General features: G+C 67.5%; 24 protein-coding genes. 16 read left to right on the top strand and 8 right to left on the bottom strand.

Going from position 1 to position 23,365, the window contains the following annotated elements:
- Positions 1–14: 14 nt before the first annotated feature.
- On the top strand, positions 15–962 hold the full coding sequence (locus ACTPOE_RS10810; RefSeq protein ID WP_458872195.1) for a carbohydrate kinase family protein: 948 nt from the start codon (positions 15–17) through the stop codon (positions 960–962).
- 40 nt (positions 963–1,002) lie between these two features.
- The gene (locus ACTPOE_RS10805) at positions 1,003–1,500 is read left to right on the top strand and encodes an outer membrane lipoprotein (protein WP_458872194.1); all 498 of its coding nucleotides are present in this window, start codon (positions 1,003–1,005) and stop codon (positions 1,498–1,500) included.
- A gap of 96 nt (positions 1,501–1,596) precedes the next feature.
- Here ACTPOE_RS10805 and ACTPOE_RS10800 read toward each other — a convergent pair whose 3' ends face one another.
- The 3 genes from ACTPOE_RS10800 to ACTPOE_RS10790 all read right to left on the bottom strand — a co-directional run bounded on the left by ACTPOE_RS10800 (position 1,597) and on the right by ACTPOE_RS10790 (position 3,591).
- Positions 1,597–2,163 (bottom strand): YggT family protein, encoded by a 567-nt coding sequence (locus ACTPOE_RS10800; RefSeq protein ID WP_458872193.1) that lies wholly within the window; start codon positions 2,161–2,163, stop codon positions 1,597–1,599.
- Between the two features lie 157 nt (positions 2,164–2,320).
- Positions 2,321–2,926 (bottom strand): histone, encoded by a 606-nt coding sequence (locus ACTPOE_RS10795; RefSeq protein ID WP_458872192.1) that lies wholly within the window; start codon positions 2,924–2,926, stop codon positions 2,321–2,323.
- Positions 2,927–3,150: 224 nt separating this feature from the next.
- Positions 3,151–3,591, bottom strand: coding sequence for a CopD family copper resistance protein (locus ACTPOE_RS10790; RefSeq protein WP_458872191.1), 441 nt, complete (start codon positions 3,589–3,591; stop codon positions 3,151–3,153).
- A gap of 135 nt (positions 3,592–3,726) precedes the next feature.
- On the opposite strand from ACTPOE_RS10790, the gene ACTPOE_RS10785 reads away from it, so the two are divergent.
- Positions 3,727–4,218, top strand: coding sequence for a hypothetical protein (locus tag ACTPOE_RS10785; RefSeq protein ID WP_458872190.1), 492 nt, complete (start codon positions 3,727–3,729; stop codon positions 4,216–4,218).
- Positions 4,219–4,221: 3 nt separating this feature from the next.
- Here ACTPOE_RS10785 and gltX read toward each other — a convergent pair whose 3' ends face one another.
- Positions 4,222–5,631, bottom strand: coding sequence for a glutamate--tRNA ligase (gene gltX, locus ACTPOE_RS10780; RefSeq protein ID WP_458872189.1), 1,410 nt, complete (start codon positions 5,629–5,631; stop codon positions 4,222–4,224).
- 121 nt (positions 5,632–5,752) lie between these two features.
- Here gltX and ACTPOE_RS10775 point away from each other — a divergent pair, with 121 nt between their 5' ends.
- Entirely contained in the window at positions 5,753–8,200 is a 2,448-nt protein-coding gene (locus ACTPOE_RS10775; RefSeq protein ID WP_458872188.1) for a bifunctional acetate--CoA ligase family protein/GNAT family N-acetyltransferase, read from the top strand.
- A 125-nt stretch (positions 8,201–8,325) separates the two neighbouring features.
- Here the strand turns inward: ACTPOE_RS10775 and ACTPOE_RS10770 are convergent, their stop codons facing one another.
- Entirely contained in the window at positions 8,326–9,009 is a 684-nt protein-coding gene (locus tag ACTPOE_RS10770) for an alpha/beta hydrolase (protein WP_458872187.1), read from the bottom strand.
- A complete protein-coding gene (gene yjgA / locus ACTPOE_RS10765) occupies positions 9,006–9,566 on the bottom strand; it encodes a ribosome biogenesis factor YjgA (RefSeq protein ID WP_458872809.1) in 561 nt (186 codons plus the stop codon). The genes ACTPOE_RS10770 and yjgA overlap by 4 nt, the downstream gene beginning before the upstream one ends.
- Before the next feature lie 77 nt (positions 9,567–9,643).
- Here yjgA and pmbA point away from each other — a divergent pair, with 77 nt between their 5' ends.
- From pmbA to erpA, 7 genes are all read left to right on the top strand, one after another.
- On the top strand, positions 9,644–11,011 hold the full coding sequence (pmbA, locus tag ACTPOE_RS10760) for a metalloprotease PmbA (RefSeq protein WP_458872186.1): 1,368 nt from the start codon (positions 9,644–9,646) through the stop codon (positions 11,009–11,011).
- A gap of 113 nt (positions 11,012–11,124) precedes the next feature.
- Positions 11,125–12,222, top strand: a complete 1,098-nt coding sequence (locus ACTPOE_RS10755; RefSeq protein ID WP_458872185.1) for a TRAP transporter substrate-binding protein — start codon at positions 11,125–11,127, stop codon at positions 12,220–12,222.
- A 291-nt stretch (positions 12,223–12,513) separates the two neighbouring features.
- Entirely contained in the window at positions 12,514–12,942 is a 429-nt protein-coding gene (gene rplM, locus ACTPOE_RS10750; RefSeq protein ID WP_043685031.1) for a 50S ribosomal protein L13, read from the top strand.
- A gap of 12 nt (positions 12,943–12,954) precedes the next feature.
- Complete coding sequence (gene rpsI / locus ACTPOE_RS10745; RefSeq protein ID WP_043685028.1) at positions 12,955–13,347, top strand: 30S ribosomal protein S9; 393 nt, start codon at positions 12,955–12,957, stop codon at positions 13,345–13,347.
- Between the two features lie 185 nt (positions 13,348–13,532).
- Complete coding sequence (gene argC, locus ACTPOE_RS10740; RefSeq protein ID WP_458872184.1) at positions 13,533–14,597, top strand: N-acetyl-gamma-glutamyl-phosphate reductase; 1,065 nt, start codon at positions 13,533–13,535, stop codon at positions 14,595–14,597.
- Positions 14,598–14,607: 10 nt separating this feature from the next.
- Complete coding sequence (locus ACTPOE_RS10735) at positions 14,608–15,354, top strand: DUF6776 family protein (RefSeq protein WP_458872183.1); 747 nt, start codon at positions 14,608–14,610, stop codon at positions 15,352–15,354.
- Entirely contained in the window at positions 15,351–15,716 is a 366-nt protein-coding gene (gene erpA / locus ACTPOE_RS10730) for an iron-sulfur cluster insertion protein ErpA (RefSeq protein WP_458872182.1), read from the top strand. The genes ACTPOE_RS10735 and erpA overlap by 4 nt, the downstream gene beginning before the upstream one ends.
- Before the next feature lie 106 nt (positions 15,717–15,822).
- On the opposite strand, the gene ACTPOE_RS10725 is transcribed toward erpA, so the two are convergent.
- Entirely contained in the window at positions 15,823–16,932 is a 1,110-nt protein-coding gene (locus ACTPOE_RS10725; RefSeq protein ID WP_458872181.1) for an anhydro-N-acetylmuramic acid kinase, read from the bottom strand.
- A gap of 36 nt (positions 16,933–16,968) precedes the next feature.
- On the bottom strand, positions 16,969–18,303 hold the full coding sequence (locus ACTPOE_RS10720; RefSeq protein WP_458872180.1) for a peptidoglycan DD-metalloendopeptidase family protein: 1,335 nt from the start codon (positions 18,301–18,303) through the stop codon (positions 16,969–16,971).
- Positions 18,304–18,495: 192 nt separating this feature from the next.
- On the opposite strand from ACTPOE_RS10720, the gene tyrS reads away from it, so the two are divergent.
- The 5 genes from tyrS (at position 18,496) to ribD (ending at position 23,364) form a co-directional block, all read left to right on the top strand.
- Complete coding sequence (tyrS, locus tag ACTPOE_RS10715) at positions 18,496–19,722, top strand: tyrosine--tRNA ligase (protein WP_458872179.1); 1,227 nt, start codon at positions 18,496–18,498, stop codon at positions 19,720–19,722.
- Positions 19,723–19,747: 25 nt separating this feature from the next.
- Positions 19,748–20,380, top strand: coding sequence for a YbhB/YbcL family Raf kinase inhibitor-like protein (locus ACTPOE_RS10710; RefSeq protein WP_458872178.1), 633 nt, complete (start codon positions 19,748–19,750; stop codon positions 20,378–20,380).
- A gap of 79 nt (positions 20,381–20,459) precedes the next feature.
- Positions 20,460–21,704, top strand: coding sequence for a serine hydroxymethyltransferase (gene glyA, locus ACTPOE_RS10705; protein WP_458872177.1), 1,245 nt, complete (start codon positions 20,460–20,462; stop codon positions 21,702–21,704).
- Between the two features lie 39 nt (positions 21,705–21,743).
- Complete coding sequence (nrdR, locus tag ACTPOE_RS10700; RefSeq protein ID WP_458872176.1) at positions 21,744–22,217, top strand: transcriptional regulator NrdR; 474 nt, start codon at positions 21,744–21,746, stop codon at positions 22,215–22,217.
- Entirely contained in the window at positions 22,204–23,364 is a 1,161-nt protein-coding gene (gene ribD, locus ACTPOE_RS10695; protein ID WP_458872175.1) for a bifunctional diaminohydroxyphosphoribosylaminopyrimidine deaminase/5-amino-6-(5-phosphoribosylamino)uracil reductase RibD, read from the top strand. Before nrdR ends, ribD begins: the two co-directional genes overlap by 14 nt.
- Position 23,365 lies beyond the last annotated feature (1 nt).

Genomic DNA, 23,365 nt, shown 5'->3' with positions numbered 1-23,365 from the left:
GGAATTCCATCGCCATGTCCAAGGACGTCCTGATCTGCGGCTCCATCGCTTTCGATACCATCGCCGTGTTCGAGGGGCGTTTCCGCGACCATATCCTGGCCGACAGCATCAAGTCCCTCAGCGTGTCGTTTTTCGCGCCTTCGCTGCGCAAGGAATACGGTGGCTGCGCGGGCAACATCGCCTACAGCCTGAAGCTGCTGGGCGGCCGGCCCGTGCCCGTCGGCACCGTGGGCCAGGACGCCGACGATTATCTGCAGCGTCTGCGCGACCTGGACATCGATACCCGCCTGGTGCGCGTGCTGCCCGACACCTACACGGCCCAGTGCCACATCATCACGGATCAGGAAAACAACCAGATCGCCTCGTTCCACCCGGGAGCGATGCTGCGCTCGGCCGAGAACGACCTGAGCGGCAACCCCGCGCGCTGGGCCATTGTCTCGCCCGATTCCAAGGACGGCATGTTCAGCCATGCCGAACGCCTTCGGGCCGCCGGGATCCCCTTCATCTTCGACCTGGGGCAGGCGATGCCGCTGTTCGACGGGGACGATCTGCGGCGCATGCTGGACATGGCCAGCATCCTGACCGCCAACGATTACGAGGCCAGCGTGATCGAGGAGCGCACAGGCCGGTCCGTCCAGGAACTCGCCGCCGGCTTGCGGGCGGTGGTGGTGACCCGGGGTGGCGAGGGCGCCTCGCTCTTCATCGGCGACGCCCGCACCGACATTCCTGCTCCGCCCGTGGCCCGGGTCGTGGACCCGACCGGCTGCGGCGACGCGCACCGCGCCGGCCTGCTGTACGGCCTGGCGAATGACTGGTCCATGCGGGATGCCTGCTGCTTGGCGAACGTCATGGGGGGCTTTAAAATTGCCCACAGAGGTCCGCAGAACCATAGTCCGTCGCGAGCCGACATCGCGACGGCGTTGCAGACGCACTACGGCATCGATGCGGGCCTGCTCGCCTGATCCGGACACGGCCCCCCCTTTTCATTTCAGGAGTCAGCCCATGGCGATCCTCACGCATGCTCTTCATTCCCGCACGGCGCGCCTCGCCGCCGTCGCCGGGGTATCCCTGTCCCTTCTCGTTCTGGCCGGCTGCGCCAGCCAGTCCGCCTCCAGTTCCGTCTACACCTACGGTCAGGCCCAGCAGGAACAGATCGTGCGCTACGGCACCGTGGTGTCCGTGCGTCCCGTGGTCATCCAGTCCGACAAGTCCTCTGGCGTGGGCGCGCTCGGTGGCGCGGCGTTGGGCGGGGTGGCGGGCAGCGCCATCGGCGGCGGCCGCGGCCAGATCCTGACCTCGATCGGCGGCGCCCTGCTGGGCGGCCTGGCCGGCAACGCGGTCGAGAACCAGGTCAGCAAGACCAATGGCCTGGAAATCACCGTGCGCCTGGACAACGGCGAAACCCGTGTCATCGCCCAGGCGGCCGACGTGGCGCTCAGTTCCGGCCAGCGTGTTCAGGTCATCAGCGGTGGCGGTCCCACCCGCGTGGTGCCGATGTAATCGATCCGGCTTCCGGATGCGCGAAGGCCCGGCGATTGCCGGGCCTTCGCGTTGGAGGCGAACCAGCGGCGTGATTCGCCCGGATGCGGATCCGGATCAGGCGCCGAAGGTCGTGAAGACCAGGTGGTTCAGCATCATCATGGCGATCTGTGCCAGCACCAGCAGCACCAGGGGCGACAGGTCCAGCCCGCCCATGCGCGGCAGCAGCCGGCGGATGGGGTCGAGCAGCGGCGCGGTCAGGGTGTAGAGCACCGGCATGATGGGCGACAGGGGGTTGATCCAGGACAGGATGGCCTGGATCAGCGTCACCCAGACGATCACGTTGAACAGCCATTTCAGGCCGACCAGCAGGCCCGACAGCAGCAGGGGGCCGATGACCGAGGCGGCGGGCATCAGGCCGCCCATGGCGACCAGCCAGGTGAGCAGCAGGTACAGGATCGCCGTGATCCAGCAGGCCAGGATGCTGGGCCAGTCGAACCGGCCGCCGCCGGGGACGATCCGCCGGATCGGCTGCACCAGCCAGTCCGTGGCGCGCAGGATGGCCTGGGAGAACGGGTTGAAGGGATGCAGGCGGATGGCGAACATCCAGGCCCGCAGGATCAGGCCGATGCCGAAGAGCTGGAAAACGATGTCGATCAGGAATTGCAGGATGTCTTGGGCCATGCGGTGCTCGTGGGCTGCGGAAAAGAAGCGGTCATTGTCGCATCAAGCACCCCCGTCTGGCGAATGGAACTCCGGTAAATGAAGAGGCCCGGCGGATGCCGCCGGGCCTGGTGTGCCGGAGTCCGTTCCCGCCCCGGAAAGGGCGGGAACGATGCGCTCAGGGGCGCTTCGCGGTGGGAAACGGCCAAGCGCCCGCCGGATTGGCATCCGTGCGGGCATCCGGGGCCGGGGTGGCGGGCTTGGTGGCCTTCCGGGCCGCCGGCTTGCCCGCGGCAGGCTCGGATTTGGCGGGCGCAGGCTTTTCCGCTTTTTTGGCGGGGGCCTTGGCCGCCTTTTTGGCGGGCGCTTTCTTGGCGGCGGCTTTCTTGGCGGCGGCTTTTTTCGCCGGCGCCTTTTTTACGGCGGCGGTCTTCGTCGCGGCTTTCTTGGCGGCCTTCTTGGCTGGAGCGGCCTTCTTCACCGCGGCCTTTTTTGCGGGCGCGGCTTTCTTCGCCACCGCCGTCTTGGGCGCGGCCTTCTTCACCGCGGCTTTCACCGGCGCAGTTTTTTTGGCGGCGGCCTTCACGGCGGTTTTCTTGGCGGGCGCGGCCTTCTTGGCTGTCGGGGCCTTTTTGGCAGCGGCCTTCACGGGCGCGGCTTTCTTGGCAGGGGCGGCTTTCTTGGCGGTGCTTGCGGGGGAGGTTTTTCTGGCGGCCGGGGCGGACTTCTTGGCTGCCGGTTTGGGTGCGGACTTCGGGGCTGCGGATTTCTTGGCGGTTGCCATCGTCATGCTCCTTGGGATCGAAGAGAGTGTCCACCCATTTGATATGACCCCCGCGGGATGCGCGGCTCATCTCAAATGGCGCAGGCGCGCAATATCATGAATATTGCACGCCTTCAAGTCTAGCGTAAGCCCTGTCGCGTTCCAAGCATTATTCCCGGCGCGGCGTGCCACGGGATCGATATTCGATTGCGCCTGTCTCGAAAAAGACGCGTTCCCGGCGGTGATCACCACTGCAGATAGAACATGGCCTTGGCGAGAAACACGATCAGGACGACGTGGCAGAAGACACTGAGATGGATGATCTGGAAGTGGCGGGACTTCAGCTTGCCGGTGCCGCTGAGCGTCATGGCGGTGATGAAATGGCCCAGCACGCTGAAGGCCAGGATGATCTTGATCCACAGCAGCGTGGCGAAGCTGCTGGCGAAGGGATGGGCGAGCGCCTCGCGGAATTGCCAGGCCATGCCCAGACCCGCGCCGAACAGCACGATCATGGCGAAGGGCATGATGCGACGCGCGCGCCGGCCGATCGCCAGCTCGACGTTGCGCATGGCCTCGCGGCCGAGCGGCTTGCGGATGCCTTCGAGGATGAGGACTTCGAAGAATACCGTGCCCACGAACAGGATGGCGGCGAACAGGTGCAGCGTAACGAGTAGTGAGTGGCTCATGTCGGTAGAATGGTGACTTGCCCGCGGAACGCGCGCGCACCGGGAAATTGTAGGCCGGAAGGTCCGGCCTCCCCGCCGCGGCCCTGCGCCGATCCCGGGTATTGAATGACATTTGTCGTGGATGGGAATCAAGCAATGGATCGCATTCGTATTCATGCCTGGGCCGCTTGCGCAGCTGTTCTGGGCACCCTGACCGCCTGCGCGCCGATCAAGCCCGCTTCTGCGCCGGCCGAAGCCCCCGTCGTCCGGCCTTCCTGCTCCGCGGCGGCAGCGGGCGATCCCGTGATCGGCAACTGGCTGTCGGTCAGTTCGCAGAAAGGCGTCGCGGGCGCGCTGCGCACGCTCTATACGCTGAATCCCGACGGCACCATGAATTACGTCGAGCAGGTCAAGCGTCCGCGCGCGCCGTCGCAGGGCCTGTACGAATCCGGCTGCTGGTCGCACGAGGGGCGGACGCTGATTCTGCGTACCCTGGAATCGAACGGTTCGCCCATCAACCTGGAGGATCCGATCTACACCAACCGCTATCGCGTGGACCGGGCCGATGCGACGGAACTGCATCTGAGCGGCCCGGACGGCGCCGTGAAGGCGCGGCGCATGTCGCCGGGCTACCGCCTGCCGTTCTAGAAATCACAGCCGGGCCAGGCGTTCCAGCACGGTTTCCCGGCCCAGCAGGGTCAACACGGCGCCGATGGACGGGGTGTGCTTGCGGCCGGTGACCGCCACCCGCAGGGGGATCGCCAGCTTCGGCATCTTGACCCCGTGGTCTTGCAGGATGGTCTTGATCAGGTCGTCGAGTTCCGCCTCGGTCCAGCCGGGCAAGGCGCCGGCCCGCTGGCGGAAGTCGTCCAGCAGGATTCGGGCCGCGTCATCCAGGACTTCGGCGCGCAGGGCGTCGTCGGCCGGTGTGTAGGGGCCGCAGAACAGCATGGCGCCTTCGGCCAGGTCTTCCAGGGTTTCTCCGCGGTCGCGCAGCAGCGACATGATGGCCGGCAGGTCGGTCGACGCCGGGTCGCCGCCCCGGCGGGCGATGCGTGGCGCGACGCGTGCGGCCAGGTCGGCCGGGTCGAGCGCGCGCAGCGCGTGGGCGTTGACCCAGTTCAGTTTCTTCGGATCCCATTGGGCGGCCGAGCGGCTGAGATTGCGCGGGTCGAACCATTCCACGAATTGTTCGCGGGTGAAGAGCTCGTCGTTGCCGTGGCTCCAGCCCAGCCGGGCCAGGTAGTTGATCATGGCCTCGGGCAGGTAGCCCATGCGGTCGTATTCCATCACGCTGACGGCGCCGTGGCGCTTGGACAGCTTTTCGCCGTCCGGCCCCAGGATCATCGGCACGTGGCCGTAGCGCGGTAGTTCGCCGCCCAGGGCGCGCAGGATGTTGATCTGGCGCGGGGTGTTGTTGACGTGGTCGTCGCCGCGGATGACATGAGTGATGCGCATGTCCCAGTCGTCCACCACCACGCAGAAGTTGTAGGTGGGCGTGCCGTCGGGCCGGGCGATCACCAGGTCGTCGAGTTCGCCGTTGTCGAAGCTGATGGGGCCCTTGACCAGGTCGTCCCAGGCGGTGACGCCGTCCTGCGGACTGCGGAAGCGCACCACGGGCTTCACGTCGGCTGGGATCGGCGGCAGGGTCTTGCCGGGCTCGGGCCGCCAGGTGCCGTCATAGCGCGGCTTTGCGCCGACGGCGCGGGCGCGCTCGCGCATGGCCTCGACTTCCTCGGGCGTGCTGTAGCAATGATAGGCCGTGCCCTGGGCCAGCATGTCGGCGATCACGGCGCGGTAGCGGTCCATGCGTCGCATCTGGTAGAACGGCCCCTCGTCGGCCTTCAGGTCCAGCCATTGCATGCCGTCCAGGATGGCCTGCACGGCTTCGGGCGTGGAACGCTCCAGGTCCGTGTCCTCGATGCGCAGCACGAAGGTGCCGCCGAAGTGGCGGGCGAAGGCCCAGGAAAACAGGGCGGTGCGGGCGCCGCCCAGGTGCAGGTAGCCAGTGGGGGAAGGGGCGAAGCGCGTGCGCACGGGGCGCGAGGAGGAGTCGGTCATGGTGATGGTTCGAATGGGGGTTGGTGCAGTGCAACAAAACACCGAGGAACCCCTGTAGAATCGGAAGGTCGATGTGCTATTTTAAGGGACGACCCGTTCGGGGGCGTCCGGAGTCCTTCACATGCTGCGCCACCGCCTGGCGGCCTTGTTCGAGCCGCGCTCTCTGCTGATCCTGAGTTCCCGCGAACTGCCCATCGTGCGAACGCCGCCCGCCCTTCTCAAGGGGAGGATCGCCGATGTGCGGATCGGGGGCGACGGCCGATGGCGGATGCCCCAGCGGCTGGACTTCCTGCAAGAAGGCCAGCGCCTGGACATGGCCTTGCTGTGCCTGGATCCCGCCCGGCTGCCGGCCGCGCTGGGGGCCCTCAAGCAGCACCAGCCGCGCGCCCTGGTGCTGTTGCCGCACTCGACGCCCGCGGCCGATCCCATCGAGACCCGCGCCTACTGTCAGTCCTGGGGACGGATGAACGGCTGCCTGGTGCTCGGCCCCGGCGCCCTGGGTGTCCAGCGCCCGCATCTGGGGCTGAACCTGGGGCTCGATCAGCGCGGCGCTCCCGTGGGCCGGGTCGCATTGGTTGCGCAGTCCCGCATGGTGGCCGCCGCCGTGCTGGACTGGGCGGGCGACATCCAGCTCGGTTTCTCCGCCGTGGTGTCGGCCGGCGACTCGGATGGCGTCACCGTGGCCGAGGTCCTCGAATATCTGTCGATGGATCCGCGCACGGACAGCATCGTGCTGTATCTCGAAGAGGCCGATTCCTCGCGCCGTTTCACCAGCGCGCTGATGGCCGCAGCCAGCGTCAAGCCGGTCATCCTGCTGAAGGCCGGACGTTCGGACATGGACCCGGCCGCCGACGCGGTGTTCGACGCGCTGGTGCGGCGCACCGGCGCGGTGCGGATCCGGTTCTTCGTGCAGCTTTTTTCGGCACTGAAGGTCCTCGTCCATGCCAAGCGCCAGCGGGGGCGCCGCATCGCGCTGTTCTCCAACGGCTACGGCGCGGCCCATCTGGCGCTGGATGTCATCGGCGGCAGCGGCCCGGTATCGCGGGCAGACCTGTCCATGCAGACGCAGCGCGATCTGGCGGCGCTCCTGGAGCCGGGCGCGGCCCTGGGCAATCCCGTCATCAGTCATGCCCCGCTGGATCCAGCGCGGCTGCAGCAGGCCCTGGGCGTGCTGGCTGGCGACGCCAACGTGGACGGCGTGCTGGTTCTGATCGCGCCGGACGCCCTGTCGGACATGGATGGCGCCGCCGAGGCCCTGGCCCGGTTCTCCGAGGCATCCTCCAAGCCCATCATGTCCTGCTTTCTGGGCGACGCCGCGATGCGCGCCCAGCGCCATCGGCTGGACTCGGTGGGGCTGCCAGCCTTCCGCACACCGGAATCGGCCGCCAACGCCTTCGGCATCCTGGCGTCCTACCAGTACAACCAGACCCTGGCGCAGCAGACGCTGCCGCCGGAAATGCTCAGCCGGCCTCCGCGCCTGGACGAGGCCCGCGCGCTGCTCAACGACGCCATCATGTCGGGCCGATCCGAACTGGACCAATCCAGTTGCCGCTGGCTGCTGGACTGCTTCCACGTGCCGATCCGGCTGGACGACCAGCCCGTGCCCGACGCCGCCCGCGAGCATGTGCCCATGGCCATCCGCGTGCGCCAGGATGCGCGCTTCGGGCCGTACATGCAATTCGGCCCGGGCGGCGATGCCGCCCGGCTGGCGTCCCCTCACAGGGAAATCGAGCTGCCGCCGCTGAACAACTACCTGGCGCGCCAGTTGATCCAGCGGGGCAAGTTCTGGTCTCGCGTGCTGGAGCGCGACCTCAGTCCGGCCGCGTTCGAGCAATTGCGCGAGGCGCTGGAGCGGATCTCCGAGATCGTCAGCGAACTGCCCGGCATCCGCACGCTGTCGATCGATCCGGTCTGGTGGGATGACACCAGTCTGTACGCCGGCGGCATCCGGGTCGGGCTGGATCCGGACTACGACGGCGAGCGCCCCGAGAACCGCGCCTATCGCCACATGGCGATCCATCCGTATCCGCGCCGCCTGGTCCTGCCGATGATCCGGGAAGACGGCCAGGAATGGCTGCTGCGGCCCATCCGGCCCGAGGACGCCGTGCTGCTGCAGGAATTCGTGCGGGACCTGTCCGACGAGTCGCGCTACATGCGGTTCGTATCGATGCTGCGCGAACTCACGCCGCGCATGCTGGCGCGCTATACCCGCATCGACTACGACCGCGAGGTCGCCCTGGTCGCCACGACCCAGGTGTCCAATCCGGAAAACCGCGGCCTGTTGCGCGAGCGCATCGTGGGCTTCGCGCACTACCTGCGCAACGCCGATGGCCAGGGAGCGGAATACGCGCTGGTGATCGCCGATGACTGGCAGAGGCGCGGCGTCGGCGCGGCGCTGATGCGCAGCCTGATCGACGTCGCGCGGCGCCAGAGCCTGAGCTACATCGAAGGCATTGTCCTGGCGACCAATCGGCCCATGCTGGGCTTGATGACGTCCCTGGGCATGCGGAACGATCCCGACGAATCGGACCCCGGCATGCGAAGGCTCTGGATGCGCCTGGACGCCTGACAGTCCCTTGCGGACTGTCAGGCGCCTGGCGCATCGGAGCGGCTTGCAAGCCGCGACGTGGAGGGATGTCTCAATCCAAGAGTCCCTTGCGGACTGTCAGGCGCCTGGCGCATCGGAGCGTCGGGTCAGGCGCCTGTCACCCGTGCCAGAAACGCCCGGATGTCGTCCAGTTCCCGCGGATGCAGGCCGTGCGGCATCGGGTAGGTGTGCCATTCCACCGGCTGCCGCTGCGCGGCCATCGCGTCCCGGCTGGTTTCCGCGTAGGTCATGGGTACTACCGTATCCATCGTGCCGTGCGCCATGAAGACCGGCGTGCCGGCATTGGCGGGATGACGTTCCGCGGCCAGGGTGTTGCGCAGCGGCAGGTAGCCCGACAGGCCGATCAGGCCGGCCAGGCGTTCCGGGTGGCGCAGGCCGGTGTACAGCGCCGTGGCGCAGCCCTGCGAGAAACCTGCGAGCACGATGCGTGCGGCGGGGATGCCGCGCCGGTTCTCCTGTTCGATCAGCTCGGTGATCGCGTGGCGGGCGGCGCGCAGGCCGTCGATGTCCTCGCGCATGTCGCGGTCCAGGCCATACAGGTCGTACCAGGCGCGCATCGGCAGGCCCTGGTTCAGGGTCACCGGGCGCACCGGCGCGTGCGGGAACACGAAGCGCAGCGCAGGCAGGAGGGGACCGTTTCCGGGGCGGGTCAGCTCAGGCACGATGGGCTCGAAGTCGTGGCCGTCGGCTCCCAGGCCGTGCAGCCAGATCACGCTGTGCGTGGGCTCGGGGCTGGTCGTGCGTTCGATGGTTTCCAGGGTCGGGGTCATCGGGAAGTCTCGTCCTCGAAATCCAGGGTCTTCAGGGTCTGGAACAGGGCGCGGTAGTGCCTGCGAGCCGGTTCGCGGCCCTGGGGCAGGGCGGCATTGTCCCGGGCTTCCTTGCGGGCGGCGCGGATCTGGGCGCGCAGGGACTGGATATCCAGTCCCGGGAATCGTTCCAGCAGTTGCGTCAGGACCTCGTCGCTGTCGATCAGACGGTCGCGCAGTTCCTCCAGCCGGTGCATGGCGCGGGTCTCCTCGCGAGAGCCGTTGGCCCACAGGTCGAGCTGGGCGCGCAGGGCCTGGGCGTCGGCATGGCGCATCAGCTTGCCGACGTAATGCACCTGGCGGCGCCTGCCCTCGTTGCTGTGGATGCGCTGGGCCAGGGCGATGGCCTCGCGCAGCGGCTCGTCCAGCGGCAGCCGGGCCAGCCTGGCGGGAGGCAGCGCGATCAGCTCGCGGCCCAGGTCCAGCAGGGCGTGCATGTCGCGTTTGACCTGGGATTTGCTGGGCCGCCGGTCTTCCGGGAAGTCGTCCGGCGGGGCGGGCAGGGGCGTGTCATCCATGGGTTCGGGCATAAAATGGTCCGTGATTGTCTATGATAACCGTCCCGAACAACCGTCTCGACACCAGCGGATTTTGCATGAATCAACGAACCGACGATTTCCTCGATGTTCCCGCCCAGCAGGCCCATTTCCGCGAACTGGCCGGCGATGCGCTGCGCCATGCGAAACAGGCCGGCGCCACGGATGCCGCCGTGGAGATTTCCGAAAGCCGGGGGCTGTCCGTCTCGGTCCGCCATCGTGCCATCGAGACCATCGAGCAGACACGCGACCGGTCGATGGCCGTGACGGTGTTCGCCGGTCAGCGCCGGGGTTCGGCCTCGACCTCCGATTTCTCCGCCGAGGCCCTGCGCCGCACCGTGGACGCCGCCTGGCACATCGCCCGCTACACCGCCGAGGACCCGGCCGCGGGCCTGCCCGAGCCCGAACTCTTCGCCCTGCACTATCCGGATCTGGACCTGCACCATCCGTGGGCTATCGACGCCGAGGACGCGGCCCGCCTGGCGATCCGGGCCGAACGCGCCGCGTTGGCGACCAGCAAGCGGATCACCAACTCCGAGGGCGCCTCCCTGGACACGATGGAAGGCCATTTCGTCCTGGGCAATTCGCGCGGCTTCCTGGGAGGCTACCCCTATTCGCGACACAGCCTGTCGGTGGCTCCCATCGCGGGGCGCGGCGACGGCATGCAGCGGGACTACTGGTACACGTCCGCGCGTCGGGCCAGCGACCTGGCCGCGCCGGCCGCGGTGGGCCGCTACGCGGCGGAGCGCGCCCTGTCGCGCCTGGGCGCGCGTCCGGTCAGGACCGGACGCTACCCGGTGCTGTTCGAGGCCCCCCTGGCCGTCGGCCTGCTGGGCGCGCTGGTCCAGGCCGCCAGCGGCGGCGCGCTGTACCGCAAGGCCAGCTTCCTGCTGGACACGCTGGGCAAGCCCGTCCTGGCCGATCATCTGGACGTGGTCGAGAACCCCTACGTCCCCGGCGCCCAGGGCAGTTCGCCCTTCGATGCCGAAGGGGTCCGCCCGCAGGCCCGCCGGGTGGTGGACCAAGGCGTGCTCACGGGGTATTTCCTGTCCACCTACACGGCCCGCAAGCTGGGCATGCCGACCACCGGCAACGCGGGCGGCTCGCACAACCTCAGCCTGCGCTCGCGCCTGACCCGGCCGGACGACGACCTGCCCGCGCTGTTGCGCGAGATGGGTACCGGGCTGCTGGTCACCGAGCTCATCGGCCAGGGCGTGAACTACGTCACCGGTGATTATTCGCGCGGGGCCTTCGGCTATTGGGTGCAGGATGGCGTCATCCGCCACCCCGTCCAGGAAATCACGATTGCCGGCAACCTGGCGGACATGTTCCGCCGGATCGTCGCCGTGGGGGCCGACGTCCATGCGCGGGGCGCCAAGGCCACCGGCTCGGTGCTGATCGAGGACATGGCGGTTGCCGGGCTTTAGCCCGCGCGGTTTTCCATGTGGCGCGGCGTGCAGCGCGGGGGCGTGCAGTGTAATATCGAAGGGCTTGGTAGCGACCTCTACCGAATATTCCAACAGACAGGAGATCCTTCATCATGCAGCGTCGCGCATTTCTGAAAAAGGCGGGCCTGGGCGCGGTGGCGGGCACGGCGGCGGTGGCCGCCCCGGCCATCGCCCAGTCGGCCCCCCAGATCAACTGGAAGATGACCTCGACCTACGGGCCGTCGCTGCCGCCGCTCTTCTCGACGGCGCAGATGTTCTGCGACATGGTCAAGGAAATCACCGACGGGAATTTCAACATCCGCCTGTATCCGGCAGGCGAACTGGTGCCGGGCTACGGCGTGATGGACGCCGTCGGCAACCGTACCGTCGAATGCGGCCAGACCGCGTCCTACTACTACTACGGCAAGGATCCCTCCTTCTGCTTCGACACGGCGGTGCCCTTCGGCCTGAACGTGCGCCAGATGAACGCCTGGATGTACGAGGGCGACGGCCTGAAGCTGATGCGCGAGCTGTTCGCGCCGCGCGGCATCGTCAATTTCCCCCTGGGCAACACCGGCACCCAGATGGGCGGCTGGTATCGCAAGGAAATCAAGACCATCGAGGACCTGAAGGGCCTGAAGATGCGCACGGCCGGTTTCGCGGGCGAAGTCCTGTCGCGCCTGGGCGTGATTCCGCAGCAGATCCCTCCCGGCGACATCTACCCGTCCCTGGAAAAGGGCGCGCTGGACGCGGTGGAATTCGTCGGCCCCGTGGATGACGAAAAGCTCGGCTTCCAGAAGGTCGCCAAATACTATTACTACCCGGGCTGGTGGGAAGGCTCGGCCCAGGTTTCGCTGTACGTCAACGACAAGGCCTACGCCGAACTGCCCAAGGCCTACCAGCGCGTCATCGACGTTGCCTCGCGCGCCGCTGGCTCGAAGATGGTCCAGGACTACGACGCCCACAATCCCGAGGCTCTGCGCCGCCTGATCGCCGGGGGCGCCGTGCTCAAGAGCTTCCCGCGCGAAGTCATGGATGCTTCGTTCGAGGCCTCCAACAAGGTCTACAAGGAATTCTGCGACAAGGATCCCGGCTTCAAGAAGATCTTCGACAACTACATGGCCTTCCGCGACAACATCGTGCCCTGGTTCCGGGTGGCCGAAGGCTCCTACGACAACTACCTGGGCGCCGCCCTGGCCCGGAAGAAATAGTTTCCTGGCCGCACGGAAAGGGGGTGCTTCGCGAGGAGCGCCCCCTTTTCAATGCATGTCCGGGGATCGCGCCGGCGTGTCCGGCCCGCGTGGCCACCCGGCGTGGACCGTCCTGTGCTCTCCGGTTCGGAGCTGGTTTCGGTTTGTCCATCCAGCGTCTTCCATGTACAATGGTAGGATTTTCGTTCGAGTTCGTACCGTACGGGTTGCGGGGCCGGCTTTGCCCGCCCTCCTATAAAGCCCTGGCGGGTCGGCGAAAATCCTTTCATTCATTTCATCAGGAACACCATCATGAAGACCTTTGTGGCCAAGCCGCATGAAGTCAAGCGTGACTGGTTTGTGATCGACGCCAAGGGCAAGGTCCTGGGTCGTGTGGCCAGCGAAGTCGCACGCCGCCTGCGTGGCAAGCACAAACCGGAATTCACGCCGCACGTGGACACGGGCGATTACATCGTCGTCATCAATGCCGCCGATATCGTCGTCACGGGCGCCAAGGCGCAGGACAAGCGCTACTACCGTCACTCCACCTATCCGGGCGGGATCACGGAAACCAACTTCCAGAAGATGCAGCAGCGCTTCCCCGGCCGTGCCTTGCAGAAGGCCGTCAAGGGCATGCTGCCCAAAGGCCCCCTGGGCTACGCCATGGCGAAGAAGCTGAAGGTCTATGCCGGTGCCGAGCACCCGCACACCGCGCAGCAGCCGCAACCCCTGGACTTCTGAGGATAGGCCATCATGATCGGTAACTGGAATTACGGCACTGGCCGCCGCAAGACGTCTGTGGCGCGTGTGTTCCTGAAAAAAGGCACGGGCAAGATCGTCGTCAACGGCCGCCCCGTCGATGAATATTTCGCTCGCGAAACCGGCCGCATGGTCGTGCGCCAGCCGCTGGAAGTGACCAACCACCTGGAATCGTTCGACTTCCACGTCAACGTCCACGGTGGCGGCGAATCCGGCCAGGCCGGTGCCGTCCGTCACGGCATCACGCGCGCCCTGATCGACTACGACGAGACCCTGAAGTCGCCGCTGAAGCAGGCGGGCCTGGTGACCCGCGACGCCCGCGAAGTCGAGCGCAAGAAGGTCGGCTTCCACAAGGCCCGCCGGCGCAAGCAGTTCAGCAAGCGCTGATCCGGCATCCGGGCGGCCTGCCGCCTGGCGCGAAGAAAAACGCCGCTCCGGTTTTCGGGCGGCGTTTTTCGTTTTCGCGGCCTGCCGCGGCTTACAGGGCATGCCATAATCTGGAAGATGAACCGTGAAGCGGTTCCGCCCGGACAGACGAGCGGGCCGCTGTGTTTCCAGACAGGATCCCTCGCATGAGCAAGAATACCTCCACCCCCATCAAGGCCGGCATCGTCGGCGGGACCGGCTACACGGGCGTGGAACTGCTGCGTCTGCTGTCGCAGCATCCCGATGTCCGGCTGCGCGCCATCACGTCCCGCAAGGAATCGGGGATGCCGGTGGCCGACATGTTCCCCAATCTGCGCGGCCATGTGGACCTGCGCTTCCAGACGCCCGAGGAAGCCGCGTTGAGCCAGTGCGACGTGGTGTTCTTCGCCACCCCGCACGGCGTGGCCATGGAACAGGCGCGCGGCCTGCTGGAGCACGGCGTGCGGGTGATCGACCTGGCGGCGGATTTCCGCCTGCAGGACGTCGATACCTTTCAGCAGTGGTACAAGATGCCGCACAGCAGCCCCGACGTGCTCAAGGACGCCGTCTACGGCCTGCCGGAACTGGATCGCGATCGCATCCGCCAAGCCCGGGTCGTGGGCAATCCCGGCTGCTATCCGACCACGGTGTTGCTGGGACTCGCTCCCGTGCTGCAGGCCGGCCGGCCCCTGATCGACACCGCGCACGTCATCGCCGATTCGAAATCCGGGGTGTCCGGGGCGGGGCGCAAGACCCAGGTCGGCTCCCTGTTTTCCGAAGCGGCCGACAATTTCGCGGCCTACGGTGTGGCGGGGCACCGCCATCATCCCGAAATCTCCGAATGCCTCGCCCGCATCGCGGGCGCGCCGGTGGGCCTGACCTTCGTGCCGCACCTGGTGCCCATGATCCGAGGCATGTTCTCCACCCTGTACCTGCGCATCCTGCCGGACGCCCTGGACACTGATTTCCAGGCGCTGTACGAGCAGCGCTACACTGGCGAGCCCTTCGTGGACGTCATGCCGGCTGGCAGCCTGCCGCAGACGCGCTCGGTGCGCGCCTCGAACATGTTGCGCATCGCCGTGCACCGGCCGGCCGGCGGCGATACCCTGGTTGTCCTGGTGGTCCAGGACAACCTCGTCAAGGGCGCCGCGGGCCAGGCCGTGCAGAACATGAACCTGATGTTCGGTCTGCCGGAAACCACCGGTCTGCGGCACGTGGCGGTGCTGCCCTGAGGAGACACGCATGACGCAATCCTCCACGGCGCGCGGCGGCGGTCTCAGCCTGTGGCTGGTGCGCGGCCTGTCCCGGCTCATGCTGCTGGCGGTGGTGTTCGCCATCGGGGCGCTGGCCATGCATTTCGGCATGCACTCGGGGGAACGCGACGCGCTCCAGGCGCGGCAATCCCAGGTCGAGTCCCTCCAGGCCGAACTGGCCCGGGTCCAGGCCGATCTGGCGGCCCTGCGCAGCGAAGCCGAAGTCCAGGCGGGCACCCAGCGCGTGCTCCAGGACAAGAACGCCGAGCTGCAGCAGGAGCTGGGCCGTACCCGCGACCAGTTGGCCTTCTACGAACAACTGATCCCGCCGGGGCCTGCGGGCGCCGTGGCGGTGCGCGCCTTCGACATCCAGGCGGATGGCGAGTTCCTGCGCTACCGGGTGCTGCTGACGCGCAACGCCGCGCCCCAGGCCGAACCCTTCAAAGGCCGCATGCGATTCGTGGCCAATGGCCGTTCGCAGGGTAAAGACGTTAAAATCGAATTGAGCCCGCCAGTGGCCTCCGCCGCCGGCGAGGTCTCCGCGTCCGCCCCGGGGGCGGATCCGCTGGCCCTGGTCTTCGACCAGTTCCAGCGCAGCACGGGCGTCCTGCGGCGGGTGCCGGATCTCTCGATCCAGTCGGTCCGCCTCGAAATCCTCGAAGGCGACACGGTCCGGGCCTCCCAGGACGCCGACCTGAACCGCGCGTCCCCCGAACGCGCAGGAGTCTTGCCTTGAGCACCATCGAACATGCGGATCTCGACGTTCCGCCCAGCCCCCTGATCTTTACCGATGCCGCCGCCGCCAAGGTCCGCGAATTGCTGATCGAGGAACACAACCCTGATCTGAAGCTGCGGGTCTTCGTCCAGGGGGGCGGCTGCTCGGGCTTCCAGTACGGCTTCACATTCGACGAGGACGTGGCCGAGGACGACACCACCATCGAACGCGACGGTGTCCAGTTGCTGGTGGACCCCATGAGTTTCCAGTACCTGGTCGGTTCCGAGATCGATTACAAGGACGACCTGGAAGGCTCGCAGTTCGTCATCCGCAACCCCAACGCCAACACCACCTGCGGCTGCGGTTCCTCTTTCTCGCCTTGATTGCGCCGCCGGCGTGAGCCCGGACACGGCGGTCCCCGCGGACTGCCGTGTGTCCGACCTGACGAATCCGGGCGGCACGCAGGCCGCGGGGTGGGCGAAGACCTGCTTATGCGGGATACAGGCAACCGGCGATGGTCGCGCGCCGCGCGCCCGTGACGGCGGGCAGGCAGGCGGAGCGGCCTCGGATGTGCGCCTGCGCCAGCCAGGCGAAGGCCAGCGCCTCGACATCCTGGGCGGGTACGCCGTAGGCATCCGTGGTCGTCAGGCGGCAGGGCAGGGCCCGCGCCAGGGCAGCCATGAACACCGGGTTCCGGGCGCCGCCGCCACAGGCCAGGATTTCCCGTGTGTCCGGCGCATGGCGGCGCACGGCGTCGGCGATCGAGTCCACCGACAGGCGCAGCAGGGTGGCCTGGACGTCGGCGGGTTGCGGCCGGTCGCCGGCGGGCAGGGCATCGAGCCGGCTGTCCAGCCAGTCCAGGCTGAACAGGTCGCGCCCGGTGGATTTCGGCGGCGTCGCATCGAGCCAGGGTTCGGCCAGCAGCGCGGCCAGCAGGCCGCCGTGGCAGCGGCCTTGCGCCGCCCAGGCTCCATCGCGGTCGTAGGGCTGGCCCCGGTGGCGCCGGGTCCAGGCATCCATCAGCATGTTGGCCGGCCCGGTGTCGAAGCCGCGCACCGGGTCTTCCAGCACGGTCAGGTTGGCAATCCCGCCCAGGTTCAGGACCGCGCGGCCCTCGCCGCGGCCGAAGCGCGCCGCATGGAAAGCCGGCACCAGAGGAGCCCCCTGGCCGCCGGCGGCGACGTCGCGGCTGCGGAAATCCGCCACGACCGCGATGCCGGTCCGCTCCGCCAGTCGAGCCGGTGCGTTGATCTGGATGGTATAGCCCGATTCAGGCGCGTGGCGCACCGTCTGCCCGTGGGCACCGATGGCGAGGACGCGGGTGGCGGGCAGGCCGGCCTGCGCCAGCAGATCGCGGACGACGGCCGCGTAGCAGTCCGCCAGCGCGTTGGCCGCCCGGGCCGCCCGGGCGAGCTCGTCGGGGCCGGGGGCGTTCAGGGCCAATAATTCATGACGCAGTTCGTCCGGCAGGGCCAGGCCGGCGCTGGCCAGCATCCGGATCGAGCCGCCGCCCAGGTCCGCCAGCACGCCGTCCACGCCGTCCGTGCTGGTGCCCGACATCAGGCCGATGTACGGTTCGGTCGCCCGATCGGGGGCCATGCGGCGGTTTCCCGGGCCTGTTCGCGGCGGGCCGCCCTATTGCTGGGCGACCTGGATGCGGCTGTCCTGCAGTCGCGCCATCAGTTCGATCTGAGGCTGGTAGCGGGCCACCACGGCCTGGAAAGCCTTGCGATCGGCCGTTTCCAGGGTGCGCGCCACCGGCAGGTCCACGGACAGCGGATCGACCGGCCGCTTGTCGATGCGGAATTCATAGTGCAGGTGCGGGCCGGTCGCCCAGCCGGTCGATCCCACATAGCCGATCAGCTGGCCCTGCTGGACGCGATCGCCCTTCTTCAGGCCCTTGGCGAATCGGCTCTGGTGAGCGTACAGCGTGGAATACTTGCCGAAGTTCTTCAGGATGATGACGTTGCCATAGCCGTTCTGCCGGCCGATGAATTCCACCGTGCCATCGGCCGTGGCGTGGATCGGCGTTCCCGAGGGCGCCGCGTAGTCCACGCCCTTGTGACCGGTCCATTGCTTGTGGATCGGATGCATGCGCATGCCGAAGCCCGAACTGATGCGGGTGAACTTGATCGCGGTGCGCAGGAAGGCGCCCTTCAGGCTGGCGCCGGAGAAATCATAATAGCCGCCCGGCGCCTGGCCATTCTGGAACCAGACGGCGCTGTAGGTCTTGCCCCGGTTGATGAATTCCAGGGCGCGGATGTGACCGGTGCCGACTTCTTCGCCGTCGTGCATGTAGGCGTCGTAGACGATCCGGAAGCGGTCGCCCTTGCGCAGATCTTTCAGGAAGTCGATGCGGCTGCCCAGGATGTCCACCATTTCCATGGTGATCGCATCCGGGACCTGGGCCTGGTCGGCGGCGCCGAACAGGGAAGTGGCGATCTCGCCTTCGGCGATGCGGGTCTCGCGGGCGGCGGCGATGGTGCGTTCCTGGGCGGAGAAGCCTCCGTCGGCGGCGGGCCGGACTTCCAGCCAGGAAGAGTCGAGGCCCGCTTTGCTGGTGGCGCCCGGCGTGTGGGTGTAGCGCAGCCACACCATCCGGCCCTGGTCGTCCAGGGCGGCCTGCACGGTACGGCCCGGGTAGAGCTTGTAGATGGAGCGCGCGCGGGCGTCGTGCGTCAGAAAGGCCAGCAGGCCGTCCTCGTTCACTCCCAGGCGGTTCAGCAGATCGGCCACCGTATCGCCGCGGCGGATGCGGGTCGAGGCGATATAGGGCGCGGCGTCGTGGCCGGCCCGGGCATCCAGGGGCGGCAGGTCGAGCGTCTGGCGGGCCTGGAAGATGGGTTCCGGAGGAGCGGAGGGCTGGACGACGGCCAGCGCGGCCGCGGTCAGGAACAGGCCTCCGGCGGCGAACAACAAACTGCGGGTAACGTGGCGGTGGCGTTGCGGCGGGGTGGCCTCAGGCATCATGGGCGGAATCGGTGCGGTGGATTCGGGCTGCGCGCATCCTGGGTGAAAAGGGGGGTTCTGCTAACATGAGATCCCCGCCGCCCGGACTGGCGTCGAATGTGTTGTACAGAAGCTGCGATGGCACGTTATGCTAGCGCATACCTGCTGTTTTTTCGAGCGGTTTTTCATTTTTTTCTGGTAAAAGCGTATATCATGTCGTCCCCCTCCGACCCTGCCGACCCCCGGATCGCCGAAGATCTGCGCGTGGCCCAGCGGGGTTGCGACGAATTGCTCGTCGTTTCCGAATTCGCCGCCAAACTGGCGCGCAGCCGCGCCACCGGCACGCCCTTGCGCATCAAGCTCGGCCTGGACCCCACCGCACCCGACATCCACCTGGGCCATACAGTGGTGCTCAACAAGATGCGCCAGCTGCAGGATCTCGGCCATACAGTCATCTTCCTGATCGGCGACTTCACCGCCCAGATCGGCGATCCCAGTGGCCGCAACGCCACCCGCCCGCCGCTCACGCCGGAACAGATCCGTGAAAACGCCAAGACCTATTACGCCCAGGCCAGTCTGGTGCTGGACCCCGACCGCACGGAAATCCGCTACAACTCCGAATGGTGCGATCCGCTGGGCACGCGCGGCTTGATCCAGCTGGCATCGCGCTACACCGTCGCCCGCATGATGGAGCGCGATGATTTCACCCGCCGCTTCAAGGGCGGCGTGCCGATCTCCGTGCACGAATTCCTGTACCCGCTGCTGCAGGGTTACGATTCCGTGGCCCTGAAGGCAGACCTCGAACTCGGCGGCACCGACCAGAAGTTCAATTTGCTGGTGGGCCGGGAACTGCAGAAGGAATACGGCCAGGAGCCCCAGTGCGTCCTGACGATGCCGCTTCTGGAAGGCACCGACGGGGTCGAAAAGATGTCCAAGTCCAAGGGCAACTATATCGGCATCACCGAGGCGCCGGATTCCATGTTCGGCAAGCTGATGTCGATCTCCGATACCCTGATGTGGCGCTATTTCGATCTGCTGTCCTTCCGCTCCCTGGAGGATATCGGCGTCCTGCAGGCGGAAATCGTCGCCGGCCGCAATCCGCGCGACGCCAAGGTCCTGCTGGCCAGCGAGATCGTCGACCGGTTCCATGGCGCCGGAGCGGGCGCGCGCGCGCTGGAGCAATTCAACGCCCGGTTCCGCGATGGCGTGATTCCCGACGACATGCCCGAAGTCACCGCCGGGGTCGCGCCCATGGGCATCCTCAAGGTGCTGCGCGAATCGGGGCTGGCGGCCTCGGCGTCCGAGGCCCAGCGCAATATCGAGCAGGGCGGCGTGCGCATCGACGGCGACCGCGTCGAGGACAAGTCACTGCTGCTGCCGGCGGGCACCTACGTCATGCAGGTCGGCAAGCGCAAGTTCGCCCGGGTCACCCTGACCTGAGCCCGCAGCACCCACGGAGGCCCCCATGAAACTGCACAGCGAATCCTTCCCCGACCAGGGGGTCATTCCCGAACGCAACGCCTTTGCGCGGATCGATTCGCAGGCCCACGTCACCCTGGCCGGCAACCGCAATCCGCACCTGGCCTGGGCGGACGTGCCCGAGGGCACGCGATCCTTCGCGATCCTGTGCGTCGATCCTGACGTGCCGACGCGGCCCGACGATGTCAACCAGGAGGGTCGCGAGGTCCCGGCCGATCTGCCGCGCACCGATTTCTTCCACTGGGTCCTGGTGGACGTGTCGCCCGACACGCGCGCCGTCGCCGAAGGCGACTACTCCAACGGCATCACGCCGCGCGGCAAGGCCGGCCCCCTGGCCCTGGACGGCACGCGCCAGGGTCTGAACGACTACACCGGCTGGTTTGCCGCCGACCGCGATATGAATGGCGACTACTTCGGCTATGACGGTCCCTGCCCGCCCTGGAACGACGCGCGGGTCCATCGCTACGTCTTCACGGTCTATGCGCTGGACGTGGCCGAGTTGGGTGTATCCGGCCGCTTCACGGGCGCGCAGGCCCTGGAGGCCATGCGGGGGCATGTCCTTGCGCAGGCATCCCTGACCGGAACCTATACCCTGAACCCTCGCCTGCACGCCCTGTAGGGGTGTGGAGGGTTCGCGCTAGAATGACCTGACTTCCCTGATTTTTCTGACCTTTCTGCATCCAGGACCACTACCTCATATGTTTGACCGTTCCCGCACCCTCGATCAGGCCGACCCGGACATCTGGGCCGCCATCCAGCAGGAAAACACCCGCCAGGAACAGCACATCGAGCTGATCGCCTCGGAAAACTACGCCAGCCCGGCCGTCATGCAGGCCCAGGGTACGCAACTGACCAACAAGTACGCCGAAGGCTATCCCGGCAAGCGCTACTACGGCGGCTGCGAATACGTGGACGTGGTGGAACAGCTGGCCATCGACCGCCTGAAGGCGATCTTCGGCGCGGAAGCGGCCAACGTGCAGCCGAACTCCGGCTCCCAGGCCAACCAGGGCGTGTACATGGCGGTCCTGAAACCGGGCGACACCGTGCTGGGCATGAGCCTGGCCGAAGGCGGCCACCTGACGCACGGCTCGCCGGTGAACGCCTCCGGCAAGCTGTACAACTTCCATTCCTACGGCCTGGACGCCAACGAGGTCCTGGACTACGACAAACTGGAAGAACTCGCCCGCACCCACAAGCCCAAGCTGATCGTCGGCGGAGCCTCGGCCTATTCGCTGCACATCGACTTCGAGCGCATGGCGCGCATCGCCCACGACAACGGCGCCCTGTTCATGGTGGACATCGCCCACTACGCGGGCCTGGTGGCCGGCGGCGTCTACCCAAATCCGGTGCCGCATGCGGACTTCGTCACCTCGACCACGCACAAGTCCCTGCGCGGCCCGCGCGGCGGCGTGATCATGATGAAGGCCGAATTCGAAAAGGCCGTCAATTCCTCGATCTTCCCCGGCATCCAGGGCGGCCCGCTGATGCACGTCATCGCCGCCAAGGCCGTGGCCTTCGGCGAAGCCCTGCAACCCGAATTCAAGGCCTATGCCGCCCAGGTGGCCGCCAATGCTCGCGTGCTGGCCGACACCCTGGTCAAGCGCGGCCTGCGCATCGTGTCCGGCCGCACCGAAAGTCACGTGATGCTGGTGGACCTGCGCGCCAAGGGCATCACCGGCAAGGCCGCCGAGGCCGTCCTGGGCCAGGCGCACATCACGGTGAACAAGAACGCCATCCCGAACGACCCGGAAAAGCCCTTCGTCACCAGCGGCATCCGTCTGGGCACGCCGGCCATGACCACGCGCGGCTTCAAGGAGGCCGAGGCCGAACTCACCGGCAACCTGATCGCCGACGTGCTCGACAATCCGAATGATGCCGACAACGTCGCCCGGGTGCGCGCGCGGGTCAACGAGTTGACCGCGCGCCTGCCGGTCTATCGCTAAACCAACCGGAACGGGCGCCCATGGGCGCCCGTAGCGCAGATGAAGTGTCCGTTCTGCAGTTGTGCCGATACGCAGGTCGTGGATTCCCGGGTTTCCGAGGAAGGCGACACGATCCGCCGCCGCCGCCGCTGTACGGCTTGCGACCGGCGTTTCACCACCTACGAGCGGGTCGATCTGATGATGCCCGCCATCGTCAAGCGCAACGGCACGCGGGTCGATTTCGATCCGTCCAAGCTGCGCGGCAGCATGGCCCTGGCGCTGCGCAAGCGCCCGGTCAGCGCCTCGGCGGTGGACGCCGCCGCGGCGCGTATCCAGGAACGCCTCCTGACCAGCGGTCGGCGCGAGGTTCCTTCGGACTACATCGGCGAACTGGTCATGTCGGAATTGCGCCAGCTCGACCCGGTGGCCTACGTGCGTTTCGCCTCGGTTTATCGCAGTTTCGAGGACATCCGCGAATTCGTCCAGGCCATCGACGAATTTCGCCGTGCGGACGATGCCGATGACACGGCCTGAATCCACCTTCTCCACCGAGGACCACCGTTGGATGCGGCGCGCCCTGAGGGTGGCCGAGCAGGCCCTGTTCGTCAGCAGCCCGAATCCGCGCGTCGGCTGCGTGCTGGTGCGCGACGGCCGCTGGCTGGCCGAGGGCAGCACCCAGCGGGCGGGCGGGCGCCACGCCGAGGCCCAGGCTCTGCACGAGGCCGCCCTTCAGGGCGTGGACGTGCGCGGCGCCACGGCCTATGTCACGCTGGAACCCTGCAGTCACACGGGCCGCACTCCGCCGTGCGCCGATGCGCTGGTCGCGGCCGGCGTCGCGAGGGTCGTGATCGGGCTTCGGGACCCCAACCCCAAGGTGGCCGGCGGCGGGATCGAACGGCTGCGCGCAGCCGGCATCCAGGTAGACGTCGGCCTGTTCGCCGAGGACGCTCTGGCGCAGAATCCCGGCTTCTGCGCCAGGATGACGCGCGGCACGCCCTGGCTATGGCTGAAGTCCGCCTCGTCCTTCGATGGGCACATGGCCTTGCCCGATGGGCGCTCGCAGTGGATCACGGGGGACGCCGCCCGCGACGACGGCCACCGCTGGCGGGCCCGGGCTTGCATGGTGCTGACCGGTATCGGCACGGTCCTGGCCGATGATCCCATGCTCGATGTGCGCGCGGTCGAGACACCGCGCCAGCCGGTCCGCGCCGTGCTGGACACGCAATTCGTACTGGGCGAACAGGCCCGCATCATCAACGGCGATCCGGTCTGGATCTTCACCACGCGGCCCGATGCCGGCAAGGCCGCCCGCCTGGCGGCGCGCAACGTGCGCGTCATCGTGCTGCCCGCGGACGACCGCGGCGGCCTGTCCCTGGAGGCACTGACGGGCTGGCTGGGTGACCATGAGATCAACGAGGTCCATGTCGAGGCCGGTGCGCGGCTGCAGGGCGCATTGGTCCAGGCCGGGCTCGTCGACGAATGGGTGGCCTATCTGGCGCCCAGTGTCCTGGGCGACGGCCAGGGTCTGGCGGCGCTGCCCGACCCTGTCGCGGGCCTGGACCGGGCCTATCGGTACGAGTTCCTGGATGTCCTGCAACTGGACCGGGACATGCGGCTGCGCCTGCGCGATCCGGCCCGCTGGAGGACGCTGGTCGAAGCCTGCGGTTTGAAAATAGGATAGT

This window comes from Castellaniella sp. WN (assembly GCF_054457555.1).
Note: the sequence above shows the minus strand (reverse complement) of the source record. Positions and strands in the feature narration are given on the sequence as shown.